The 23,412-nt window shown below is 55.5% G+C and carries 19 protein-coding genes and 2 tRNA genes; 9 read left to right on the plus strand and 12 right to left on the minus strand.

Going from position 1 to position 23,412, the window contains the following annotated elements; genetic code table 11:
- The first annotated feature begins 18 nt into the window (after positions 1-18).
- The 6 genes from amrB (at position 19) to VM163_04605 (ending at position 6,806) form a co-directional block, all read left to right on the plus strand.
- Positions 19-822 carry an AmmeMemoRadiSam system protein B gene (gene amrB / locus VM163_04580; protein HUT03148.1) on the plus strand — a complete coding sequence of 268 codons (804 nt, stop codon included), beginning with the start codon at positions 19-21 and terminating at the stop codon, positions 820-822.
- A gap of 41 nt (positions 823-863) precedes the next feature.
- A complete protein-coding gene (gene ruvX / locus VM163_04585) occupies positions 864-1,295 on the plus strand; it encodes a Holliday junction resolvase RuvX (protein HUT03149.1) in 432 nt (143 codons plus the stop codon).
- Positions 1,295-2,299 (plus strand): endolytic transglycosylase MltG, encoded by a 1,005-nt coding sequence (gene mltG, locus VM163_04590; GenBank protein ID HUT03150.1) that lies wholly within the window; start codon positions 1,295-1,297, stop codon positions 2,297-2,299. Before ruvX ends, mltG begins: the two co-directional genes overlap by 1 nt.
- On the plus strand, positions 2,296-3,081 hold the full coding sequence (locus VM163_04595; protein HUT03151.1) for a Stp1/IreP family PP2C-type Ser/Thr phosphatase: 786 nt from the start codon (positions 2,296-2,298) through the stop codon (positions 3,079-3,081). The genes mltG and VM163_04595 overlap by 4 nt, the downstream gene beginning before the upstream one ends.
- Positions 3,074-4,750 (plus strand): LysM peptidoglycan-binding domain-containing protein, encoded by a 1,677-nt coding sequence (locus tag VM163_04600; protein ID HUT03152.1) that lies wholly within the window; start codon positions 3,074-3,076, stop codon positions 4,748-4,750. Before VM163_04595 ends, VM163_04600 begins: the two co-directional genes overlap by 8 nt.
- A gap of 109 nt (positions 4,751-4,859) precedes the next feature.
- Positions 4,860-6,806 (plus strand): hypothetical protein, encoded by a 1,947-nt coding sequence (locus tag VM163_04605; GenBank protein HUT03153.1) that lies wholly within the window; start codon positions 4,860-4,862, stop codon positions 6,804-6,806.
- Positions 6,807-6,843: 37 nt separating this feature from the next.
- On the opposite strand, the gene pheS is transcribed toward VM163_04605, so the two are convergent.
- From pheS to VM163_04625, 4 genes are all read right to left on the minus strand, one after another.
- A complete protein-coding gene (pheS, locus tag VM163_04610; protein ID HUT03154.1) occupies positions 6,844-7,860 on the minus strand; it encodes a phenylalanine--tRNA ligase subunit alpha in 1,017 nt (338 codons plus the stop codon).
- A 114-nt stretch (positions 7,861-7,974) separates the two neighbouring features.
- Positions 7,975-9,234, minus strand: a complete 1,260-nt coding sequence (locus VM163_04615; GenBank protein ID HUT03155.1) for a tetratricopeptide repeat protein — start codon at positions 9,232-9,234, stop codon at positions 7,975-7,977.
- Entirely contained in the window at positions 9,231-10,976 is a 1,746-nt protein-coding gene (locus tag VM163_04620; protein ID HUT03156.1) for an AAA family ATPase, read from the minus strand. The genes VM163_04615 and VM163_04620 overlap by 4 nt, the downstream gene beginning before the upstream one ends.
- A 173-nt stretch (positions 10,977-11,149) precedes the next feature.
- Positions 11,150-11,247: transfer RNA gene (locus VM163_04625), tRNA-Sec, on the minus strand.
- A gap of 362 nt (positions 11,248-11,609) precedes the next feature.
- Between VM163_04625 and VM163_04630 the strand changes: the two genes are divergently transcribed.
- The 3 genes from VM163_04630 (at position 11,610) to lon (ending at position 15,870) form a co-directional block, all read left to right on the plus strand.
- Entirely contained in the window at positions 11,610-11,786 is a 177-nt protein-coding gene (locus tag VM163_04630; GenBank protein ID HUT03157.1) for a hypothetical protein, read from the plus strand.
- Positions 11,787-12,034: 248 nt separating this feature from the next.
- Positions 12,035-13,486: an Asp-tRNA(Asn)/Glu-tRNA(Gln) amidotransferase subunit GatA gene (gene gatA, locus VM163_04635; GenBank protein ID HUT03158.1), complete on the plus strand. Its 1,452-nt coding sequence runs from the start codon at positions 12,035-12,037 to the stop codon at positions 13,484-13,486.
- Between the two features lie 5 nt (positions 13,487-13,491).
- Positions 13,492-15,870, plus strand: coding sequence for an endopeptidase La (lon, locus tag VM163_04640; protein HUT03159.1), 2,379 nt, complete (start codon positions 13,492-13,494; stop codon positions 15,868-15,870).
- Between the two features lie 97 nt (positions 15,871-15,967).
- Here the strand turns inward: lon and VM163_04645 are convergent, their stop codons facing one another.
- The 8 genes from VM163_04645 to VM163_04680 form a co-directional block, all read right to left on the minus strand.
- On the minus strand, positions 15,968-16,291 hold the full coding sequence (locus tag VM163_04645) for a hypothetical protein (GenBank protein ID HUT03160.1): 324 nt from the start codon (positions 16,289-16,291) through the stop codon (positions 15,968-15,970).
- A 259-nt stretch (positions 16,292-16,550) separates the two neighbouring features.
- Complete coding sequence (locus VM163_04650) at positions 16,551-17,195, minus strand: hypothetical protein (protein ID HUT03161.1); 645 nt, start codon at positions 17,193-17,195, stop codon at positions 16,551-16,553.
- Positions 17,196-17,295: 100 nt separating this feature from the next.
- Positions 17,296-18,264 carry an acetyl-CoA carboxylase carboxyltransferase subunit alpha gene (locus VM163_04655; GenBank protein ID HUT03162.1) on the minus strand — a complete coding sequence of 323 codons (969 nt, stop codon included), beginning with the start codon at positions 18,262-18,264 and terminating at the stop codon, positions 17,296-17,298.
- Between the two features lie 202 nt (positions 18,265-18,466).
- Positions 18,467-20,377 carry a hypothetical protein gene (locus tag VM163_04660; protein HUT03163.1) on the minus strand — a complete coding sequence of 637 codons (1,911 nt, stop codon included), beginning with the start codon at positions 20,375-20,377 and terminating at the stop codon, positions 18,467-18,469.
- Between the two features lie 576 nt (positions 20,378-20,953).
- A complete protein-coding gene (gene rpsT, locus VM163_04665) occupies positions 20,954-21,559 on the minus strand; it encodes a 30S ribosomal protein S20 (protein ID HUT03164.1) in 606 nt (201 codons plus the stop codon).
- 55 nt (positions 21,560-21,614) lie between these two features.
- Positions 21,615-21,686: transfer RNA gene (locus VM163_04670), tRNA-Thr, on the minus strand.
- A 17-nt stretch (positions 21,687-21,703) separates the two neighbouring features.
- Positions 21,704-21,913: a hypothetical protein gene (locus VM163_04675; GenBank protein ID HUT03165.1), complete on the minus strand. Its 210-nt coding sequence runs from the start codon at positions 21,911-21,913 to the stop codon at positions 21,704-21,706.
- A 22-nt stretch (positions 21,914-21,935) separates the two neighbouring features.
- Positions 21,936-23,387, minus strand: coding sequence for a peptidyl-prolyl cis-trans isomerase (locus VM163_04680; protein ID HUT03166.1), 1,452 nt, complete (start codon positions 23,385-23,387; stop codon positions 21,936-21,938).
- Between the last annotated feature and the right edge of the window lie 25 nt (positions 23,388-23,412).

Consider the following 23,412-nt stretch of genomic DNA (forward strand, 5'->3'; position numbering starts at 1 on the left):
GTGGATTGAGCGATGTCAATGATCAGAAGACCTGCCGTGGCTGGCCAGTTCTACGAGAGGACAGGCTCCGCCCTGCGAAAGCAAGTGGGGCTTTACGTTGAGGACGTCCCGCAAAAGGTTCGGGCGAAGGCAATCATGTGCCCCCACGCGGGCTACGTATGCTCGGGGCCGGTCGCTGGCAAGGTCTATTCCCGGATACCTAACTATGACACTTATGTTATTCTAGGCCCTAACCACAGTGGAGTTGGCGCCCCGGCAGCGGTCTTCGGCGAGGGCTCTTGGTCCATGCCAATGGGCGAGGTCCCGATCGACCAGGACCTCGCGAGCTCGATTATATCTCGCTCGAGCGTCGCACGCCTTGACGAGGCCGCTCACCACTCTGAGCACTGCCTCGAGGTTCAGCTGCCATTCATTCAGTTCTTCAACAGCAGCTTCTCCATTGTCCCAATATGTCTCGGGCTTTATGATTTTAGAAGTGCCGATCTTTTGGGCAAGGAACTCGCAGACGTGATCAGAGCCTCGGGCAAGAGCGTCCTCATCGTCGCCAGCACAGACATGTCCCACTACATCCCCCATGAAGTCGCGGTCAAGATGGACCATCTGGCGATCGACAGGGTCCTTGCGCTGGACGCCCAAGGTCTCTATGACGTAGTCATGTCCAATAATATCTCGATGTGCGGGGTGACCGCGACGGTTACAGCGCTCTCGGCCGCAAACGCGCTCGGCGCAAGTTCCGCCGCTTTAGTCTCATACCAGACGTCCGGCGAGACGTGCAGTAACAAGGCGCAGGTTGTTGGATACGCCGGCGTGATAATAACGTAGCGACGCTTGTCGATTTCCCGGTGGGAGAAGATGAATTGAGGGTGCTTGGACTTGACCTCGGCGAGCGCAGGATCGGTGTTGCTGTGAGCGATCCTTCATGTTCGATAGCACTTGCGCGCGAGACCCTGTTCGTGTCCAGTCAGAAGGAGGCTCTCAGTGAGATCGGGCGCCTATTTGAGGAGGGCGGGATCGACACGATCGTCATTGGACTTCCGTTGAATCTTGACGGGAGTGTCGGGCCGAGAGCAAAAACAACGAAGGAGTTTGCTGATTTATTGAGGAATGAGCTTAACGTAACCGTCGAGTTCTGGGACGAGCGACTGACGACCAGAATCGCCAAGCGTGCCCTTCACGATGCAGGGCGCACCGCGACGAGGCGGGACGGACGGCTGGACCAGATGAGCGCGGTTTTGATATTGCAGGGCTATTTGGACCGCCTGGCAACAACATCCAAGAGTCGTGAAGGGCCATAGTGGGGAGATTGTGGCGGGTTCTTTTCCTCCTTGTTTTGGCCGTGCTTCTTGTTGCCTCGGCGCCAGTGATTTACTTCAAGAATTACTTTGATAATCCAACTAACATGGCGAGTAAGCCGTTCCTAGTCAGAATCGAGCGAGGCATGTCAGTCAGGGATGTGGCTCGGGTCTTGACGTCGCAGGGAGTTATCAGAAGTGTGTTTGACTTCGCGCTTGTATGTCGGCTGATGGATGCGAGCATCCCGGCCGGTGAATATAGAATCCCTCCGCGGCTCAAGCCCAGGGAACTCATCCGAGCGTTTTGCCCTAGGAATATAGCCCTCCGTCGTGTGACGATTCCTGAGGGCTCAACACTGAAGGACATCGCGGCGATAGTCGAGAGTAGTTTGGGAATCTTGGAGTCGGACTTCCTTATGATTTGCAATGATGAGTCTTTCGCTGCACACTTAGGCATCAGGGCTAATGGTCTCGAAGGTTACCTGTATCCTGAAACCTACTATTTTGAGCCCGGAACAAGTGCGCAAAAGGTTGCCGAGCGCATGGTCAAGGAGTTTGAAAGCGTGATTGGGCAGAGTTATCAGAGTCGCATTGCCGAGCTAGGCTCGACGCTGCACGAGATTGTTACGATCGCCTCGTTAGTAGAAAAGGAGACGGCGTTGGAGCGGGAGAGGCCGTTGATCGCGGCCGTGCTCTACAATAGGTTGAGGCGAAACATGCCGCTGCAAATAGATGCGTCAGTGATTCATGGTCTTAGGGACTTTGACGGAAACCTGACGCGTGATGACCTTAAGGCAGATACGCCATACAACACATACATAAGAAAGGGCTTGCCGCCGGGCCCGATATGTTCGCCCTCGAAGGCGTCCTTGCTGGCGGCGTTGTATCCGGGCGACGTAGGCTATCTTTATTTCGTTTCAATGAACAATGGTCAGCATAAGTTCTCAGCAACCATAGAGGAACACAATAGGGCAGTTTGGCGTTATCAGAAGGGGCGGCGGCGATGAGTTACCTCGAGGTGTCGCACGGCATGAAGAGCGATCTGGGTCGCGTGAGACGAGTTAATGAGGATAGCTACTTCGCGGACGACAAGATAGGTCTTTTTGTCGTTGCGGACGGGATGGGTGGCCACGCCGGTGGTGGGGTAGCCAGTAAGATCGCCGTCGATGCTCTTGTGGATTACCTGGGTCATTATCTTCAGGACCCCGAAATCACGCCGCCTTATGGCCTTGCGATGGACCTCTCGGGGTCTGAGGACGTCTTGCGCGCGGCCATGATGATTGGCAATGCTAGGGTGTTTGAGCAGAGTAGGCAGGACAGATCGCTTGAGGGGATGGGCACAACCATGTCGGTCGCCTGGATTCGCGATCGGGAGCTTAACATTGCTCACGTTGGCGACAGCCGGGTTTATCTTGTTCGTGATGGTTCGTTGAGGCTCTTGACACGGGACCACTCCTGGGTTTATGAGCAGTATCAGGAGGGCGTTTTGAGCCTCGAGGAGGCCAGACACCATCCAATGAAACATCTCGTCACCCGCTCTCTTGGCACGAAGAGCACAGTTCAGGCCGATGTCTCTCGAGTCCCTTTGCAGCACACCGATCTGATACTGCTTTGCACCGACGGGCTCACGAGCGTTCTGGACGACGATGCGATTCTCTCGACGGTCCTCGACCAGACGCTGCCGAGTCTCAACGACACATGCGACGTTCTGGTCGAGATGGCCAATCAGGCTGGCGGCTATGACAACACAACCATCGTGCTCGTCCGTGTGGAGGATACTGATGTCTAGTGCACTTGACCGGTGGTCGGGCACGGCCCATCTCAAGGCGACTTTACAGAGGGCGAAGTTGCGCCGCAGTTCACTCGTGCTTTTGGTCTGCGGCGCCGTTTTTGGTTCTCTGATTGGTTGCGCCAATAGAACAGACCTTGCCCGGGTGAGCTCGCCCGCGGTGATAGCCAGTGCTGAACCTCAGAACACTGCCTCGCAGCCCCCGAGGCAGCCCGAGGAGGTCTTCGCCATCACGCAGGAGTACTTCCAGAACACTTACCAGAAAACGGAGGGCTTCCTGCGTTGTGCTCGCAATCTATACGACACTGGCCTTGTTCGAGAGGCCATGCCGTATCTTGATACCGCGCTATTGACGATTCTCGATTCGCAGATCGAGCTCGTGGAGTTCCCGAAGATGGCCGAGCTCTACCAGCAGATATACGACCTCAACGCCAAGATACTGAAGTCCAACCCCCATGCCCTGGACATCTACCTCGACAACAGGTGGAGCCACTTCAATACTAAGAACTACACGGTGCCGATCGTCTTGAACAACTCGGTCAGGCACTTCATCGAGGAATACCAGACCGCAAGCCGGGCGTTTATCGAGAGAACATTGAGGCGCTCAGGGCGCTACATGCCCATGATCAAACAAGAGCTGCACAAGGCCGGGCTCCCGGAGGACTTGGCATACCTTGTCATAGTCGAGAGCGGATTCAGCCCTTATGCAACCTCGTATGCTAGGGCCAGGGGGCTCTGGCAGTTCATGCCGAGCACTGGCCGCCGCTATGGCCTCAAGATGAACTACTGGGTTGACGAGCGGTGTGATCCCGAGAAGTCGACAAGGGCCGCCATTGGTTACCTGAAGGACCTTTATGACGAGTTCGCGTCGTGGAAGCTCGTGCTTGCCTCATACAACGGCGGCGAGGGTGCGGTCCGACAGGCTATCGAGCAGTGTGGCACGAGCGATTTTTGGGATGTTATGTCATCCGCCAGGATTCACCCCCAGACAAGGGAATACGTCCCTCGTTTCATGGCGGCCACGATCATTGCCAAGTATCCCGAGAAGTTTGGCTTCTACGTTGATTACGAGGACCCTGTTGAGTATGACGAGATTACGATTCAAGGCTGGCTCGGCCTGAAAAAGGCAGCCGAGTGCGCCGGAACCACCTACAAGACCTTAAGGGCTCTGAACCCGGAACTGCGCCGGTGGTGCACGCCTCCAATATACTCAAGGTACAATCTAAAGATTCCCAAAGGCAGGAAGGACAAGTTCCTTGCGGCCTACAGAAAACTCCCCACGCAGGCGCACTCGAGGATACTTACGCACCGCATACGATCCGGCGAAACGCTCTCCAGCATCGCGAGGCGCTACGGCTCGAGCGTCAGGGCGATCAAGCAGGCCAACGGGATGCGGACATCGCGCATCCGGGCTGGCCGGAAGCTCTTGGTCCCTGTGCTTTCCAAGCGATCGAGCAAGCCGAGTAAACCAAGTGCAGCGAGGCTCAAATGGTCCGAAACTATCACCCACCGTGTGAAGTCGGGCAATACGCTCTTTGCGATCGCGCAGAAATATGGCTCTAGCGTCAGGGCGATCAAGCAGGCCAATGGCCTCAAGAGCAACAAGATCAGGCCAGGTCAGAAGCTCATCGTTCCGATACTCAAAAAAAACAAGTCAAAGAAGAAGTGACGCTGGCGCATGATGGTGGCTCCTTCTGGGATTCAGTCCCTATGGCCTCGTCCGGTGTTTTGCTCAGATTCTGACGTTTCACAGTGATAACGAGAGTGAAGGAGGCTTGATGTCTGAGACCGCGGCCGAGCAGAAGCAGCAGATTCTCGATGAGATGAACAGTCGGTTTAGGAGCAGCGAGCGGGCTGAGACCGGCGTTGAGCAGGTGCTGTCTCTCTGGGAGGAGAGGGATGGTTCTGGGGAAGACCTCAAGGAGTTCTGCGTCAAGTATTTCATAGACGATTTGGAGGAGCTTGCCTCATTTCGGGACAAGTTGGAGCTGGTGTTTGAGCAGCTCCAGGGACACCTGCTGGAGGTCTATACCACGTTTAGCAGGTGGAAGGACCTCGAGATAGTCCAGTTTTCGGCCCAAGATGAGCTTCTGGCGAGATTCAACCCATTCAAGCATTTGACCGACGATCTGTTCGACCTAAAGCTCCCGTTCGTCATTCTGCTCAACTTCAAGCGTGAGACATTTCAATCAATGGTGGAGCACCACGCCGAGTGGTCGAGAGAGAAGTGGGTCGAGATGAGGCAGGCGGCCTACGAGAGCAGGGTGCCGGCGGAGGTCTCTCACAAAGTTTTTCTCGCGATGCAAGACGCGGACACCTATATCAACGACTACAACATCTTCATGAACTGCCTCCTCGATGAGAACGGCAAGCGGCTCTACGACGAGGAGAAGAGGCTCATCTCCCACTGGGGCCTTCGGGATGAGCTCAAGGCGCTCTACGCCGACCCGTCCGGCCAGGCCAAGCAGGAGCTCATTCTGAAAGTTATGAGGCACATTGTTCAGGGAACCATCCCCCAGCAAGTCATCAACAGCAGTGATATCCGTTGGAACCCCTACACAAACGAGTGCTTCGATGCTGGTGGCAAGGGGATCGACTCCACACCGGAGGGCGACCGAAGATACGCAAAGTGGCTTGCGGCCTTCAAGACGCAGCGTGCCCAAGACGCATACTACACCGTCAATAGGACGTTGATAGACCGCCGTTTCAACATTCACAGGCAGATGCCCGAGGCTAAGGTCGAGGCGGTGTTTGTGCAATTGCTCTCCTCGCCAGTTCTGAGTGAAGTCGCGCGCGAGATGCGGAAGCGGCTGGGCCGCGAGCTCAGGCCCTACGACATCTGGTATCAGGGGTTCAATCCGATGGAAAGCCAGGCGGAACTCGACGACCTCGTGAAGCAGCAGTTTCCGGACATCGATGCTTTCAACGCCAAGCTCCCGCAGATTCTGAATAGGCTCGGATTCTCAGACCCCAAGGCCAGGTATCTTGCCGACCACATCCTTGCGGAGCCTTCGCGCAGCGCAGGCCACGCTCGCGGCGCGGGGATGAGAGGCGAGAAGGCGCTTCTGAGGATTCGCACCGAAAAGGGCAAGATGAGTTACCGGTCGTTCAACATTGCGATGCACGAGCTGGGGCACACCGTTGAGCAGACGTTCAGCATGAACATGATCGATCATCCTACCCTCGAGGGCGTTCCCAACGCGGCCTTTACCGAGGCAATAGCCTTCCTGTTTCAGGGCAAGGACCGGGAGATTCTCGGTCTGCCACCGGCCGAAAAGAGCTCCGAGCTCCCAATCCACACCTTTCTGTCAACTTGCGAGATAGCCTCGATGTCTCTCGTTGATATGCAGGCTTGGCGCTACTTGTATGGACATCCGGAAGCGACCGCAGATGACCTGAAGCGAAACGTCATAGCCATCGCAGAGAATCTGTGGTCAAAATACTGGGAACCGCATCTGGGCAAGTCCGACTACTCGCTCTTGGGCATCTATTCGCACATGGTCTCATACAGCCTTTACCTACCGGACTACCCCATCGGGCACATCATCAGCTACCAGGTCCAGAACTACTTCAAGCACCACGACCTGCCCTCGAACCTCGAGCGGATGTGCGCCTTGGGCAACATCTATCCTGATCTTTGGATGCAAAAGGCGGTCGGCAAGCCCATCAGTCCTGATGAGCTCCTAGCCGACGCGGCCGCGGCGGTCGCCTCACTCAAACAATAAACGTCAAGGGCAGCGCGCCGAGAACTGGGCACAGAGGCTAGAACTGCTTCAGGAAGCGGAGGTCGTTCTCGAAGAAGAGCCTGATGTCATCGATGTTATACTTGAGCATCGCGATGCGCTCAACTCCTATCCCGAACGCGAATCCCGTGAACTCCTCCGTATCATAGTGGACCAGCTCCAGCACGTGCGGATGGACCATCCCACAGCCAAGGATCTCAAGCCACCCAATCCCTTTGCATGCCCGGCAGCCCTTCCCGCCACAAACGCCGCAGCTGATGTCCATCTCGGCGCTTGGCTCTGTGAACGGGAAGTAGTGTGGCCTGAACCTCGTGCGCCGACCCTCGCCAAACATCTGTCTCACGAACTCCGCCAAAATGCCCTTCAGATGGCCAAATGTTACCCCGCGGTCCACCATGAGACCCTCCACCTGAGAGAACATCGGTAAGTGTGTCATGTCCGCAGCGTCACGCCTGTAAGTTACCCCAGGCGAGACCATCTGGACCGGCGGGTCTATTGTCTCCATCACCCTTACCTGAACCGGAGACGTCTGCGTCCGAAGCAGGACATCTCCGGATATGTAGAAAGTGTCCTGAAGATCGCGCGCTGGATGGTCCTTCGGGGTGTTGAGCGCCTCAAAGTTGTAGTATTCCAGCTCAACCTCTGGGCCGAGCTCAACCTCGAACCCCATTTCCATGAATATGTCCAGTATCTCATCCATCACCCGTGTGCATGGATGCAAAAAGCCTTTTGGGAACGGATATGAGGGAAGTGTGTAGTCGAAGAATGTGGCAGAGGACTTCGCGCCAGCGGAGGACTCGATGCGCAACTTTGCCTCCTCAAAGAACGAGGCAACCGTTATCTTGGCATCGTTAACGGCCTTGCCCGCGGCCGGCCGGAGTTCGCTGTCCAGTGCGCCAATTCTCTTTAGGAATGAGGCGAAAATGCCTCTTTTGCCGAGATACTTGATCCTGAGCTGTTCAAGCTCCTCGTAGCCAACTGCCGAGGCGAACTCCTCTCGCGATTCCTGCTCGATCCTTTTAATCTCTTCAATCATTATATCGCTCGCTCCACCAACGCCGCACAGACACGCTCGACTAAAACGCGACCATCAGCCCCGGTTTTGTGCCGCCGTCCTGCTCGCGCGGAGCACTGTGAACACAAGGCTAGCCTATGGGACATAGATCTCCTTGTGAACGAACTTCCGCTTCTTCTCGCGCTCCTTTTTGGCCCTCAAAAAGGTAACTCTCTTCCTGACCTGCTCCTGGAGCTCCTCATAACGCGAACCGGCAAGAACCAGAAAACGAGAGTAGCCGAATATGGCCTCGTCGGTCTTGCCATCATCATCATTCATTAAGCCAAGACCGTAATAACCCAACGGGGCCCTGTTCTCGACGATCAAGAGCCGCGAGTATGTGCGCTTGGCCAGTTCCCGCTTGCCGAGCCTCTTGTAAGCCACCGCCATATTGTTGTAGGCGCTGAGGTTGCCATCGTTCAGGGCGATCGCCGTCTGATACGCATTAACCGCCTCTTCATATTGCCCTTGCCCGGCTAGAGCCTGACCGAGGTACTCATAGAGTGCGCTCTTGATCTCCTTCGAGCCTTTGTCGAGGGTAGCACCCCTGCGCAGGAAGCGCTCCGCCATGACGGGCTTGCCCTGGCTGAGCAGAAACGACCCGAGACCCATCAAGGCCAGCACGTTGTCCGGTTCGCTCTCAATAGCCTTCTCAAAATGCTGACGCGCAAGTTGGACATTGCCCTTGTCGGCAAAACTCTGCGCCTTCTTGAGATGAGAGAGGGAGAGCGCCCGACGTTCTCTCTCAAGGTCGAGTGCGGTCTTGACACGACCCGCTGAACGGATGTCGATCTTGCCCTTCTTGGTCGATTTCGGAGACTCACGTTTCAGAACTGGTTGCTTGCCCTGCGACATCGTGATGAACAGAGACTTGGCAGGAGGTTTCTTGCTAGCCGGAGCCCGGTCAGGTTTCTGGGCTTCAGTTGGGGCCTTGGCATTACCTGGGTGAGTCGCACTACTGATCTCGCTCTCTGGCCTTTGGCCTTTATCTGGCGCAACGCTAGGCTTGCTCGGCGCTGCAACTTCCTGGGCTTGCTCGCCAGCTGCTATGGGGCTCAATGGCGACTGTGGCCGCGTCTCGGCACTTGTGGGCAAGCTGCTCTGAATAGGTATCCGAGCACTAAGCTCCTGTCTGGCCTCCGCGCTCGAGCGCTCGCCACTTGGGTATAGAAGCAGCGATATCGCCGCAACCAGCGCCGCAAGCCCGAGACAGAGCGCACCAATCGACAGAAGAAGCTGCCACATCTGCCTCGTGGGTCTGCCTCGCTCAGACAGCTTTCCCGATTGCCCGGGCGATTCGCCACGCGGCTTATTCTCGCTCTCCGCCCGTTTCAAAGCGTCGTGAATTATGCTCAACCACCAACTCCAACATTACCCGGCGGCCAGGTGCTCAGCCTCGGCGCCTGGCTTCCAAACGTATCCCTCACAAGTGCAATCCTAGTCCGCCAGCCTGCTATCCCGTCAGGGATAAGCCCACTCAACAGCTGGAACCTCTTGACGGCCTCGGCACACTCTGCGTCGTATCTATCGCTCCTGGAATCACCCAAAAGTCCCAGATTGAAAAGCCTAGCCCGAAAACCCATCACATCAGGCCCTCTCTTGCCGAGCCGCAACGTATATCTCAGCCCAGCAATGTCCGGCAGCACGTATATTGCTCTTTGCGTCCAGCGCTTGTCAAGATCCGTTTCCACAAGCCTCAAAAGCCCAGAAGTTGGATCGGCCACCTGGAACGTCCCATCGTTGAAGCCGCACAAGGCACAATACGTGGCCGGGCCCTGTGCCTGTTTCCTCAACATTATCAAGCACGGAACGTCCAGGAGCTTGACACGCGAGAGCGTCGTCCGGCGAGACTCAATCCGGTAGCCCGCATGGTCTATCAGTTTCCAGACCTCAGCGGCCGAGGATATTGAGGACGCGTCGCCGTTCGCAAGCACCCCGTTGAGGTTCTCGTGCCACAATCTGAGGAGTGTTATGACCGCCCCAAAGGGAGCAAGTTCTCCCGATTCGACCCGATAGGCGCCGTCTCGGTCAAAGCCGCTCATCCCTCTCGAGGGACGCCCTGGCTCAACTCTTGACGTAGGCTCTGAAACTCGGTGCGCGCTGGAGCCGGACTTCGCAGCAGAACTCAGGCCCCGATTATCCACAACAGCAGCATTCGGTATCGGGCTGCCCCCAGGCCTGGGCGCAAACCACCGTGCCGAGACGTACCATGTGGAGAGAATTGCCAGCACCACAGCCACTATCGCCCACTTGCGCGAGGACAAGCGCCGCACTGCGCCCGAGAAACCCGAGCGATGTTGCCCAAGCTCCGCCAATGCGCTTCTGACATGAACCTTCTGACCTTGAAGCTCGCCCATACCAAACGCGCAGAGCAGCGCCTTGTCGCAGACGAGGTTGATCTTGCGAGGGATGCCGCCAGAGTAACGAAAGACCGCCCTCAGCGCACCTTTGGTGAAAACAGATTGATGACATCCGGCAACCCGCAACCGGTGAGCAACATACTGACAGGTCCGCTCGAAATCGAGCGGACCCAAGTGATAGCGAACCGCAATGCGCTGCGCAAGCGGCGTCATTGAGGGACGTGAGAGGACACTGGCGAGCTCTGGTTGCCCGAGAAGGACTATCTGGATCAGCTTGTCCTTGGCGGTCTCAAGGTTCGACAGCAGCCGAATCTGCTCCAAGGCGTCCTCGGAAAGCTTTTGCGCCTCATCGACGATCACAGCGACATTTCCGCCGCGTTCGAACTGCGCAAGCAAGAACTTGTTCAGAATCTTTGTCAGCCGTTTACGGCTGTTGTCCTCGTATTCCAGCCCAAGGTCCTCGTTGATTGCCTGCAAAAGCTCCAGCGGCGAAAGCATCGGGTTGAGGATCAGCGCGGTCTCGGTCTTTGTGCCGTCGAGCCTAGAGAGAAGCGCCCGACAGACCGTGGTTTTCCCCGACCCAACCTCGCCGGTGATCACAACGAAGCCCTTGCGCTGCTGAATGCCAAACTCGAGGTGTTCCACTGCCTCGAGATGGTTTCTACTCATGAAGAAGAACCTTGGGTCCGGCGTCAGATTGAATGGAATCTCATCAAGGTGAAAAAAGTTCAGATACATGGCCTGAAAACCCCTGCCCCAAGGTGAATGAAGAGCCTACGTTTCTCCAGGCGGGCCGCCAAACTCTCGGAGGTGCACCGGAGATTCTCCAATCTATTACCGCCTCGCAATCCTCGCGCGAGCAATGTAGCGAGTCGCTGTCTTCTGCTACAGCGCTTCTATTAGTTGCGAGATGGCGGAAGCGTGTGGGAATCGAACCCACCAGAGACGGTTTCTGCCGCCCCTTGCTGGATTTGAAGTCCAGAAGACCCACCAGGACCTATCCGCCTCCGCTCAGTCCGTAAAACAAAAAATAGACCAGCACGTTCACTACATTGGTAGCTTTGCCAATCTCGGGCTGCGTGTCAAGAGCTGCAAGGCGCTTGACGGAAGTTGGCCGCTAACATATAGTTTGCCGCAATGATTCTTACAGAATATAGGACACCTGCAAAAAAGGCTGGTTAGGGTGCGTTCGTTGATAGAGGTAGTTGAGCTCTGCAAGAAGGATTGGGAGATAGTAGGTGGTCTCAGAGCTGTTTGGAGCAGGCATGGATGGTTTTTCCAGTTGTGAGAAATAAGACAACAGTCGAGTGCAGATTCTAGAAAAATGAACTCGAGTAGTTTGCGACAGTTTTTGGAGGGAGGTGAGAGCACGTGAATTTTGACCTACAATTCAGCACGGTCGAAGAGGGTCTCCTCAACACCGTCGTCATGCTTTTTGTGATGATGCTGTGGTCGTCAGTTACGATTGCCTTGGGTCTGACTATCTACGGGATCATTCGGGACGTCTGGAAGGGCAAGAAAAAGGAACAGGACGAGAAGATCGTCTGACGAGGTGCATCTACTTGGTCGATTCTCCGCGACGCGCTAGCCGGAGTCCTGGACTGCGTCCGTTTTGAGGCTACCTTTGTCCTCATAGGCCCGACGCTGTAATTGTCTGTGTGCTTGTTCAGCGCCGGGCATGCCTGCTTTGTGTTGGTTGATGATCGCATGCGGTTTGTGATGTTGAAAGCTATTGCTTATGTGGCCTCGGAGTGGACCAAAACTCTTTACAGTAGGCAAAACAGAGGTAGAGTGTGATGGACATCTGGCGGCTTTCGCTCTCGGAGCTTGGCGGGAAGGTCCTGGCCGGCGAGATTTCGGCAGAGGCGGCCGCGAGGTCGTTTCTGACCAGGGCGCACGAGCGACAGGCAGAGACCAATGCGTTCATAACGTTAGATGACGAGGGGGCATTGGCGCGTGCCAAAGCTCTTGATTCTATTGGTGGCGAGGCACGGTCCTCGATGCGGCTCTTCGGCGTCCCAATAGCCATCAAGGACAACATCTGCGTAGCTGGGAAGGCCACTACTTGCGGCTCCAGAATCCTACAACACTTTGTCTCCCCATACAACGCCACGGTTGCGGAGAAACTTATCTCCGCTGGAGCGGTAATCCTGGGCAAGACCAACCTCGATGAGTTCGCCATGGGCTCATCCACTGAGACCTCCTTCTTTGGCATCACAAGGAATCCACACGACCTCGATCGCTCCCCCGGCGGGTCAAGCGGCGGCTCAACTGCCGCTGTCGCTGCCGGATGCGCTCCTTGTGCGCTTGGGACGGATACTGGCGGCTCGATCAGGCAGCCGGCGTGCTTCTGCGGCGTCGTAGGTCTCAAGCCAACCTACGGCCGTGTCTCCCGCTACGGGCTCGTGGCGTTCGCCCCGTCGTTCGATCAGATTGGCCCGATCACGAGAAACGTCCAGGATGCCGCTTTGTTGCTGGAAGTCATCGCCGGGTACGATCCAAGGGACTCAACGTCCGTCAATCTCTCTGTGCCGGAGTTCAGCAAATTGCTCGACGGAGACTTATCGGGTCTGAAGGTCGGCGTCATCAAAGAGCACGTGGAGGGGGGACTCACGCCTCTGGTGGCCAGGGCAGTTCAGGATGCCATGCTCTCCCTCGAGCGACTCGGTGTGGAGATAGTTCCAGTCTCGCTGCCGCACCTTAACTACGCAGTCGCGGTCTATTACATTCTGAGCACGGCGGAGACCAGCTCCAATCTGTTGCGCTACGACGGCGTGCGATATGGACACAGGGCCTCGTCCTATTCAGACCTCGTTGATATGTATCGCAAGACCAGAGAAGATGGATTTGGGCAGGAGGTCAAGCGGAGGATAATTTTGGGCACATTTGTTCTGAGTACCGGGTATTATGAGGCTTATTACCTCAAGGCTCAAAAGGTGAGGACATTGATAATCCAAGACTTGCGGACGGCTTTCGAGAAGGTGGATGTGCTGATGGGACCAACAAGCCCCCAGGAGGCGTTCAAGATAGGCGAGAAGCTCGACGACCCGCTGACGATGTATCTATCCGACGTTTTCACTATTCCGGCGAATCTCGCGGGCCTTCCAGCAATCTCAATCCCTTACAACAGCGAGGAAAACGCCCTCCCAGTGGGTGTGCAGCTGATTGCGAGGGCATTTGACGAGGCAGGCATGTTGCGGGTGGCCGGCGCCTTGGAAGGCGAGAACTCCCAAACTGGTAAGGAGTGAGCGCCTTGCCGGGTCGTCAGAGTAGATCGCGAAAGCCCAATAAGTCGCAACAGCGTCAGGACAAGGCCATGCTTCTGCCGGTCTTGCCGCTGAGAGATGCAGTCCTGTTTCCGAACACCGTTATGCCGCTTCTGGTTGGGCGCAAGCGGAGCATCAGCCTGGTCTCGGCTGTCAGAGAAGAGAAGGACATGATCGCACTGGTTACTCAGAAGGACCCGGCAACGAACGAACCCACCGAGAGGGACCTCTACAGAGTTGGAACCGCATGCATCATTGCCAAGAAGCTCGAGATGCCCGACAAGAGCGCCAAGCTGATTGTTCAGGGCCTAAACCGCGTCAAAATAAAATCAATCACAAGCGTGAGACCATATTTCAAGGCGGAGGCGGTGGAAGTGCACGATCCGCACATCGAGTCCGTCAAGGTGGAGGCGCTCACGGAGAACATCCTTGCTCAGTTTCAGAAACTGGTCGATGCGTCGCGCTATCTCTCAGAGGAGATGTATGTAGCCGGGATGAATATCAAAGATCTGGGCCAGTTATGTGATTTCGTGGCGTTTCACATGAAGATCAGCACGAGCGAGGCGCAGAACCTTCTCGAGACGTTCGACGTGGAGAAACGGGCCTCCAAGGTGATTGGGTATCTCAATCGGGACCTTCAAGTTCTGGAGCTTAGTTCCAAGATACAGTCGCAGGCGAAGAGCGAGATAGAGAAATCGCAACGGGAGTATTTTCTTCGCCAGCAGTTAAAGGCCATCCAGGGCGAGCTCGGCGAGACTGACGAGAAGTCGCGCGAGGTCGAGGACCTTTATTCGCAGATTGCCGAGGCAGGCATGCCACCTGACGCTAAGGAGGCCGCCGAAAAGGAGCTCGAGAGGCTGAGCATGGTCCCTCCCGCTGCGGCGGAATACAGTGTGATTCGGACGTATCTGGATTGGCTCATTGGGCTGCCGTGGAGTAAAAGCACTAGAGACAGCCTCGACCTTAGGCGAGCGCAGAAGATACTGGACGAGGACCATTACGACCTCGTGCAGGTCAAAGAGCGTGTGCTCGAGTTCTTAGCCGTTAGGAGCCTCAAAAAGGACCTCAAGAGCCCTATTCTCTGTTTCGTTGGTCCGCCGGGCGTTGGGAAAACCTCGCTTGGCAAATCCATAGCGCGCTCGATGGACCGCAAGTTCGCCAGGGCCTCGCTCGGGGGAATGCGGGACGAGGCCGAGATACGAGGGCATCGCCGGACCTACGTGGGGGCGCTGCCCGGACGTATAATACAAGAGATCAAGCGCGTCGGCGCCAACAACCCAGTCTTCATTCTGGATGAGGTCGATAAGATCGGTGCTGATTTCCGCGGGGACCCCGCCTCCGCTCTGCTTGAGGTCCTCGACCCCGAGCAGAACAACACGTTTGCGGACCACTACATCGAGGTCCCGTTCGACCTCTCCAAAATCATGTTCATCACCACGGCGAACATTCTCGACCCAATCCCGCCGGCGCTTCGCGACCGGATGGAGATAATTGAGCTTCCGGGGTATTTGGACGAGGAGAAGCTTAGAATTGCGAGACAGTTTCTGCTCCCGAAGCAGCTTGATGGACACGGGCTGAAGCCCTCGATGCTGAGGTTCAAGACCGACGCCATTGAGCACATAATCTCCCGCTACACACGCGAGGCAGGTTTGAGGGAGCTCGAAAGGACGATCGGCAAGATATGCCGCAAGGTTGCAAAGGTCGTGGCCGGGGGCGATAAGAGGATTCGCGTGGTTACGGTAAAGTCGCTGCGTGAATACATCGGCGCAGTGAAGTTCTTCCCAGAGACGAAGGAAAGGAAGGCGGAGATTGGTGTTGTCACCGGGGTGGTCTGGACCCGTGTCGGTGGAGAGATAATCTTCATCGAGGCGACCAAGATGCGTGGCGCCAAGGACCTTCAGCTGACGGGACAGCTTGGGAGCGTTTTGCAGGAATCGGCGAAGGCGGCGATGAGTTACGTTCGTTCAAGGGCGGATAAGCTTGGCATTGGCAAGACCGATTTCGGTAAGCTTGACGTGCACATCCACATCCCCTCCGGTGCGATCCCTAAGGATGGGCCGAGTGCAGGCATAACCCTCGCGACGGCGCTTGTCTCGCTCTTCACGGGGAGAAAGGTGCGCTGCGACGTGGCGCTGACGGGGGAGCTGACGCTGCGGGGGAAGGTCCTGCCAGTTGGTGGAATCAAGGAGAAGATTCTCGCAGCTAAGCGGGCGGACATCTACGAAATAATCTTGCCCAAGAACAACAGGGGGGACATCGAGGACCTCGAGCAGCATCTCGTAAAGGGGATGACGTTCCAATACGTTGACCAGATCGAACAGGTCTTCCCGATAGCGCTCGTCAACGGCCCAGCAAAAGCGACCTAAACAAAGGGAGCAGTCTGCCCAGGCGGATAGGCTTCTTCAAGGCGACTGGCCCAAACGGGTCTGACCCGCCGAATTATGGGTAACGTCATTACTGAAGCTAGCGAATCTCCCAGCGAAACTTCTCCCTCTCGTGGAGATAGACCTCCTCCTCTTTCACAACGGCGCCGTCCGACTCGCGCCTCGCCGCGGCGGTGTATTCTCCCTCATCGAGGTCATCAACCTCGTCTCCCTGCCCCGGGCCCAGGCTGAACTGGAAAATAGAGTTTAGATAGACGTGAAGTCCCTCCTCGGTGTTGTTGACGGCGTAGAACTTCGCCCCGACATAGAAAGTGGTCTCCCTGTCGCACCCCATTAACCACAGGATGAGCAACAGAAACGCGGCCATCAAGAGAACGCGTAGGACGCGGGATTGATTCGTCAAAACCAGCCTCGGCATATATGATAAGTGTGATCATCGGCCTCAATGTAAGCCACGTCAACAATACAGTAGCCGAGCGTGAAAGCAAACTTCATGCACGAAGCCAGCTGTGTCTGTGTCGGTATGTCTGAACCGAGAACCTGGTCCTCGGGGAAAGGCCCCAGCGCCGCCTCAACAAAAAACGAAACTGCCGCTCCGGCACTTGCACGGAGCGGCAGCTAGTCTCATCCAAAGCTAAAACTGTGTGCAGACGCGCTAACGTTTATTCTGTAATAGTTATCTTGACCCAATAAGGCTCTGAATCGTTCCCACTGATGTCCTCTGCCCAGAAGTAAAATTTCCACGGGCGAGCAGGATTGGACTTGGTATTGGGGTCCAGCCTGCTGTCTCTTCGTATTGTGGAAACGCCGTCTCCAGCCGTCTCGTCCGGCCCATTGGCCATACCGGGCCCGCTGTCCGAGAACTCACCGGTAAAGCCTATCCCGTAAAAGACCTCGCCGGGCAGATAACTATCGCGAGCAAGACTATTATTGATGGGCCCGATTGTGTGGTTCCAATCGGGGAACTTACCCATGTATTGCTCAACCCTACGTTGATAGCTCTCGTTCCCAAAGTCCGGGTCCTGAAAGCCGCCAGAGACTTTCAAGATGCTACCGCTTCCGGCTGGGTCATCCGTTGTCGCATCAGGATGATGCACACTCACCTCAAACACAAGGGGTTCAATGACGCTCTTCGACAACACATAGGGCTTACGAAGTATCGTCTCGCCTTGTTTGACCGTTACATCGAGAATCTTCGGTCGATAATCGTCGATGTCGCTAGCCCTGTCTTTCTGGTTACAGGACAGGATCGTCAAAGATGCTGCCAAAATGAACAATACGAATAAACTTAAAGCGATGCTCTTCATTTCCCTAAAAGGCTCCTTTCAATTGACGTAGTAGCCACGCCTTGTACCAATAAAGTATCCACAACCAAGAACCCGAATGTTAGTGTCCCTCGCACTCAAGTCAAGACTTTTTCTTGTTCGTCCTCTCAATGAAACAGCCCATCGCCCTGAATTTCTTGAACCGACCGTCGAGCAGCTCATCAAGATCGAGGCTACAGAGCTCATCAAGGCTAGACTGAATCCTATCCCCAAGAATCGAGGCGGCAAGCGCAAAGTCTCTATGTGCCCCTCCAAGCGGCTCCTTGACGATCTCGTCTATTATCCTAAGTCTTTTCAATTCGAGTGATGTTATCTTCAGCGCCTCAGCCGCCTCGGGGCCGCGCTTACCGTCGCGGAATAGTATCGCAGCACAACCCTCTGGCGGAATCACCGAGTATATCGCGTTCTCCTGCATCAAGATTCTGTCCCCAACACCGATCCCAAGAGCTCCTCCACTGCCTCCTTCACCCGTAACCACCACCAGTATCGGTGTTCTGAGAATCGACATCTCATATAAGTTGCGAGCGATCGCCTCAGCCTGTCCCCGCTCCTCAGCCCCTATGCCAGGATACGCGGCCGGCGTGTCAACGAAGCAGACCACAGGTTTTTTGAATTTCTCCGCGAGCTTCATCGCTCGCAGGGCCTTCCGATAGCCTTCCGGATTGGGCATGCCGAAGTTACGGAATATCCTCTCACTCACATCTCTACCCTTCTGCTGCCCAACAACCACAACATTTCTCCCTCTGAAAACCGCCAAACCCGCTACTACTGCTGGATCGTCCCGGAAATACCTATCCCCGTGCAGCTCGACGAACTTGCTCGTCGTCTGCGAGATGTAGTCAAGCGTGTAAGGCCGGTCCTTGTGCCGCGCAAGCCGCGTCCGCTGCCAGGCAGAGAGGTTCGAGAACGTCTCGGTGTATAGCCTGTTGAGCCTCTTGTGGTAGGCCTGTATGCGGTCCTTGTACTCCGGGTCCCCCGCCTGCTTGAGCTCCGCTATCGCCTCCTCAAGCTCGACAATCGGACGCTCGAAATCGAGGACCTCTCTTGGCATGAACCTCTACCAGCAAATATTACTCGACTGAACTGCGCCCATCATCTTTAAGTTGAGCTCAGTCAGATAGGAATTTAACGCTAAGGCTCCTCACCTCTCGGAAGACCACCCTTGCCTTCACAAGTAGAGCGAGCAGATAACGAAAGAACCTATTGAGGCGCAGCCACAACACAACCAGAAGCTGCAACCAAAAGGCAACAGACTAATAATTGATATTTACAATGGTCCAATCAAACGAATACCACAGGTCCTGACTGTAAACCGTCTCGTCCGGCACCTGCAAAACCGATGCGAACAAAAGGCCTGTCCGCGCCCATCCCGCGACGCCGGGACAATGATAGGCGACTATCCGCCTGGGCCCGGGCGTGTTCCGTGTGAGATACATGCTCGGGCGAAGAGGCGCCGGCCCCAGCGTGGGAAGTCCTTCGCTCAGGTAGAATATCTCACCCTGATAGAGCGCGGCGACATAAAGGTCGGCTTGCAGGTCTTTGGGTCCTAGGTTCCGGACGTTAGCGAGAATCGTGAACGAATCGTCCGTGATCATCCGGGGCGCATAATTGGTCGATGTTACCGTAACTTCCGGCCCGAATGGGCTATTGACCAGGAAGTCTTCGTAGTAGGTAACTGGATAGGTTGCATCGGCCGCGTAGTCAACGCCCGGCGCTATGTTGGCGTCAATGGTGAGCCTGAAGGTGATCGGAGATGCGTCATATTCGACTGCCCTGAACTCGAAATCCCTATCAGGGGTTACTTCGCCGCAAGAGGGAATGAGCTTGAGGTCATCGACATCTTTGTATGAGAACGAGTCGCCGAGTGGCAGATAGTCAAAATGCTGATCATCCGAGAGACTGAGAGTGCCGTCCAAAAGTCCATAGTTGCTCATAAAAGTAACTCGGGCCTCGATGATCTCACCGCACTCAATCATCTTGTTATGAGTGTGTGGGACGGTGGCCGAAACGCCCTGATTGTCGTCGTCTATGGCGAAGCTCACAACGGTCAGGTCAAGCGGTGTGCAGATGCCGATCGTGACCGTCTGCTCCCACGAGTAGCCAAACGTGTCGGCAACAATGACGAGAAACTCCCCATCCACAATCGGCCCTTCCGCCGAATCGCACCCAAAATAGACAGGAGCGGCCGTGAATGTGAACGGGACATAAACGGTCTCCATTGCAGACAGGTTGTTAATATGACTCACCGCACCTACATCAACGCGGGAAACGTTCGCCCTCGGAATAATGCGAACCGTCAAATCAAGCGCCTGGACATTTCTGTCCGTATTGACCAGCTTGAACTGGCAGTTCACCCTCTCCCCACTGTCGATCAAACCGTTCTGATTTGGCGTGTCGTCTCTGAGGAAATATGGTCCAATAGGAGCAACCTCGACCGGACCCGCCACCTGCGCCTCGATCTCGATCTGGCCGTCCTGGTTTGGTGGGGGCGCCACCGTTCCTGCGTTGGACAGAAACGAGATCGCAAAACCGGAATAAAATCCCGGGTCGAGCGCACTGCGGTCAAGAGAGACCCCCACAGTTCCAGACTGCCATGGGTCCAGCCAAAACCCGGACGTGGACAGAGCAATGACCTCTGTGCTAGGCCACAAGGAGACCTTCAAGGGCTTGCTCGATACGTTCTTCACAGTTAGCTCTTTGTAGAAAATGAAAGTCTGAAAGTCGAACGACGCGGGGGTGATCAGAACCTCAACGTCAGGATCGGGAGTCGGGTCGATCGGCGTTAGGGCCACAACGTTGGAGAAATCACTCTCCTGGGCTGTTAGGTCAAACTGCGAGGGTTGAGTCTTTACTCTGTAGTATAGGGTCCGCATCTCCTCGTTTATAGATGTATCCCGAAAGGCATAACGCGAAGCTGCCGGAATACGATACCATTGCCCGAACGGTTCCACGTCAAAATCAGGCGAGAAATCTCTTTCGATGAAATACTGATAGGCGCCGGGAACAGTATCCCAGGTAAGCTCGGTCTCCATCCCTTCGGGCATAACGCGACCGTGCAGGACTGGGGCGGCCAATTGCCGCCGAACTTCATCGGCATATATGACGCCCGTCGATAACAGTATGAGCAAAACGGCCACAGCGCAACAAATCGCACCTCGAGGCATCTGACTCCTCCCTAACGTAATAGCGAGAATATAACCCATCACAGAAACGAAATTGACCTAAACTATAATGACCCTCCCCTTGCCTGTCAACCGCAGTGTTTGAGGAGTTTTCGTAATCGTGCCCGGGCCTGCTCAACTGACGGCGTTCTTCCCGCATCCCCGCAAGGGGATGAACGTGAGTAGCAGTAGGTGCAACCTACGGATCAGGGTTAGAGGAGGAAAGGAAAACAGCCCTGAAAGGGCTGAACATAGCCCTCTGGACGGGCTGTTCGACCCCCTTTTAAGATCGCGAGGATACCGACGTGAACGGATTCCGTAGGTTCCACCTACGGCTACTATTGTGGCCCCCCTTCGGGGAACCGAAACACAGCATCACGTCAATCCTAATTCCACTTTTGTTCTTGACCAAAACCAAAACCCACAGCCAACAACACAACACTCCTTAATCAAAAAATACGAAAACTCCTGTTGTAGAGACAGCGCTTGTCGTGCCCTGAAAGCCCAACCTGTCATGTGGGACCACCGCTTGCCCCGCGCCCTTTAGGCCGTAGGCCGCGGCGGGCGCCACGGGGCTGGTTACTCGTCAGGCCTCACAGGCTGCTCGTCTGCCAGTTCTTCAGATTCACTGGCATTCGGCTCCGTTGCTGTCTCGGGGGCCGTTTCCTGTTCTTCGGGAATCTCTCCGGAGCCCTCCTGGGAATCCGGTGGAATGTTGGGCTCCGCCGCGGCCTCTGAGTCGCGCGTGCTCGGGTCCTCCATCGGCGTCGGCGATTCCGCGGGTTCTGGTTTCTCCACCACAGGCTCAGAGACAACTCCCACAGGCCCAGAGACAGGGGCCTCTGGGACAGATTCCGCCTCAAACAGTGACGCTACCGTGGCTTTAGGTTGCTCGCCAGCAAGCCCGTCTGCGCCAATCGCCTTGTTGACGGCCTTAGTGAGACGGGAGATCTTCCTCGCGGCAGTATTCCTATGTATCGTTCCCTTGCTTGAGGTCTTAGCTATCACCGAGGCCGCGCTTCTGTATAGCTCCACTACCTTCTCGTTGTCCGTGCCTGGGCTCTCACCAATAGCGGCATTCAGCTTCTTCACGGTGGACTTCATCTTGGTCTTGCGGATACGGTTACGTGCTCTCTGCTCCTTGCTCTGCCTTAGCCGCTTAATCGCAGACTTCTGCTTTGGCACCTATCTTCTCCTGTTTAATGTCAGCATTTGCCAGCATGCTCAGGTTAAGAGCTCAAGCCGGCGATAGGATTTGAACCTACGACCTGCTGATTACGAATCAGCTGCTCTACCTCTGAGCTACGCCGGCAACCATCTCTTGTCTCGTCAGAATCCCGGCACGTGATCTCTGCACCACATTGACGCACTATCAAACCAGCTTCCAGGGATGATTATGACGCAAAGCAGCATTATCACAATGAACACGAGAACCGCAAGGTTGAGTTTGCGCTCGAGGTCAGGGTCAATCTGCTCTGAAACCTGCGCGGCCGCTTTTTTTGTTAAGTGACCCTCTCTATTGCTCGCGGTCTTGTCCATCGGTCTTTGTGCTGGACTTGGCTTATTTCGGCTTGAAAATGTCGCGAATATCCCTGGATGAGGGCCCTGACTGTTCTGGTTCTGATTCTGATTCTGTTCCTGTAACCTTGTCCTCAAAGACCTGGCAGCCATATTTGCTCTTCAGAGCATTCATTGCCTCGTTCTGTGATTGCTCGCGCACCTGCCGGCGTAACTTGTTCATAATCAGCGTTCTAACACGCTCAAGGGGCTTCATTGTTGATGGCTCTTTCTTCTCAACATAGAAGAGACTCCACCCCTTCTTGGTCTTGACCGGCTCGCTGATCCCGTTCTCGTTGAGAGCGAAGATGACCTTCTCAATTGCCGGATCGCGTCCGATGCCTGGGATGTATCTCCCTTGGGTTATGTAGCCCAAATAACCACCATTCCTGGCGTTCGTCTTGTCGATCGAGTTCTTCTTGGCATATTCCGAGAACTTATCAACCGTAAGGCCTTTCAACAGCCCTTGCCTTGCCTGCTTGGCACCTTTCTCATTCTCAAGAACCAGAATCCTGGCCTTCAAGCGCTCCTTGCTGATGAACTCGTCCTTGTGCTCGTCATAGTATTTCTTGATCTCCTCGTCGTTCACCAGAAGGTCGTCCGCGATGCGCCTTCTAACCTCCTCAAGCGGGCGATATGCCGCCGGCTGGAGGCTTTCGACCTTAACGATCACGTAGCTCCCTTTCTTGGCCCTGATTACGTCGCTCATCTGGCCCTCGGACAGCGCGAAGACCGCATCATTGACGCCCGGGTCCTTACCGAGGCCACGAATGTAACCGCCATCTGTAACCCAACCCAGCAGACCGCCGTTGCCGGCAGTCGACTCGTCCTTCGACCGCTCCCTGGCAAGCTGCTCGAACTTCTTGGGGTCCTTCTTGAGCTCCTCAAGCGTCTTCTGACCCGCCTTCTCGTCCGAGAAAACGATCATCCGCACACGAGCCCTTGCCATGGTCTTATACTTGTCCTTATTGGCCTCGTAATACTGCGTAACCTTCTCATCCTCAACGCCAGCCCTGTCCTTCAGGTGCGTGCGATAATACTCGTTTTGAAGGATTTTCTTGCGAGCATCCACGATTTTACGCATTATATCGGGGTCCTTGTCCAGCTCCGCATCAACAGCAGCCTTGGCCAACAGCTCGTTCTCAACCATCTTGTTGAGCAACTCGATCTTGCCACTCTTGGTCTTGAACTTCGTCTGCATATAAACAGGAATATCTGCAATCTCCTGCTCAAGGTCCGCGTTGGTTATCGTAACGTCACCGATCCTCGCCAACGCATCGCTCTCATCGACCGTCTTGGCCGCACCAGGCTGAACCGGAGCTTCTTGCTGTGCCCTTTGTTCCGGGGTGCCAACTTGCGGGCTCTCGGACTCACCACATCCCAAAAGCGCTGCAAGCATTACGACCGCCATCAAAAACACCAGAGTACTCCACATCTCTCTCTGCAACCTAACCATTCTGTCCTCCGTTAAAGGTAAGCTC

The organism is bacterium, from assembly GCA_035527515.1.
Lineage (GTDB): Bacteria > B130-G9 > B130-G9 > B130-G9 > B130-G9 > B130-G9.

Excerpts from the sequence above, each read along its gene's own strand:
- amrB (HUT03148.1), top strand. The coding sequence starts at position 19 with ATGATCAGAAGACCTGCCGTGGCTGGCCAGTTCTACGAGAGGACAGGC.
- VM163_04595 (HUT03151.1), top strand. The coding sequence starts at position 2,296 with ATGAGTTACCTCGAGGTGTCGCACGGCATGAAGAGCGATCTGGGTCGC.
- VM163_04600 (HUT03152.1), top strand. The coding sequence starts at position 3,074 with ATGTCTAGTGCACTTGACCGGTGGTCGGGCACGGCCCATCTCAAGGCG.
- VM163_04605 (HUT03153.1), top strand. The coding sequence starts at position 4,860 with ATGTCTGAGACCGCGGCCGAGCAGAAGCAGCAGATTCTCGATGAGATG.
- pheS (HUT03154.1), bottom strand. The coding sequence starts at position 7,860 with ATGATTGAAGAGATTAAAAGGATCGAGCAGGAATCGCGAGAGGAGTTC.
- VM163_04620 (HUT03156.1), bottom strand. The coding sequence starts at position 10,976 with ATGTATCTGAACTTTTTTCACCTTGATGAGATTCCATTCAATCTGACG.
- gatA (HUT03158.1), top strand. The coding sequence starts at position 12,035 with ATGGACATCTGGCGGCTTTCGCTCTCGGAGCTTGGCGGGAAGGTCCTG.
- VM163_04650 (HUT03161.1), bottom strand. The coding sequence starts at position 17,195 with ATGAAGAGCATCGCTTTAAGTTTATTCGTATTGTTCATTTTGGCAGCA.
- VM163_04655 (HUT03162.1), bottom strand. The coding sequence starts at position 18,264 with ATGCCAAGAGAGGTCCTCGATTTCGAGCGTCCGATTGTCGAGCTTGAG.
- VM163_04660 (HUT03163.1), bottom strand. The coding sequence starts at position 20,377 with ATGCCTCGAGGTGCGATTTGTTGCGCTGTGGCCGTTTTGCTCATACTG.
- VM163_04675 (HUT03165.1), bottom strand. The coding sequence starts at position 21,913 with ATGGACAAGACCGCGAGCAATAGAGAGGGTCACTTAACAAAAAAAGCG.
- VM163_04680 (HUT03166.1), bottom strand. The coding sequence starts at position 23,387 with ATGGTTAGGTTGCAGAGAGAGATGTGGAGTACTCTGGTGTTTTTGATG.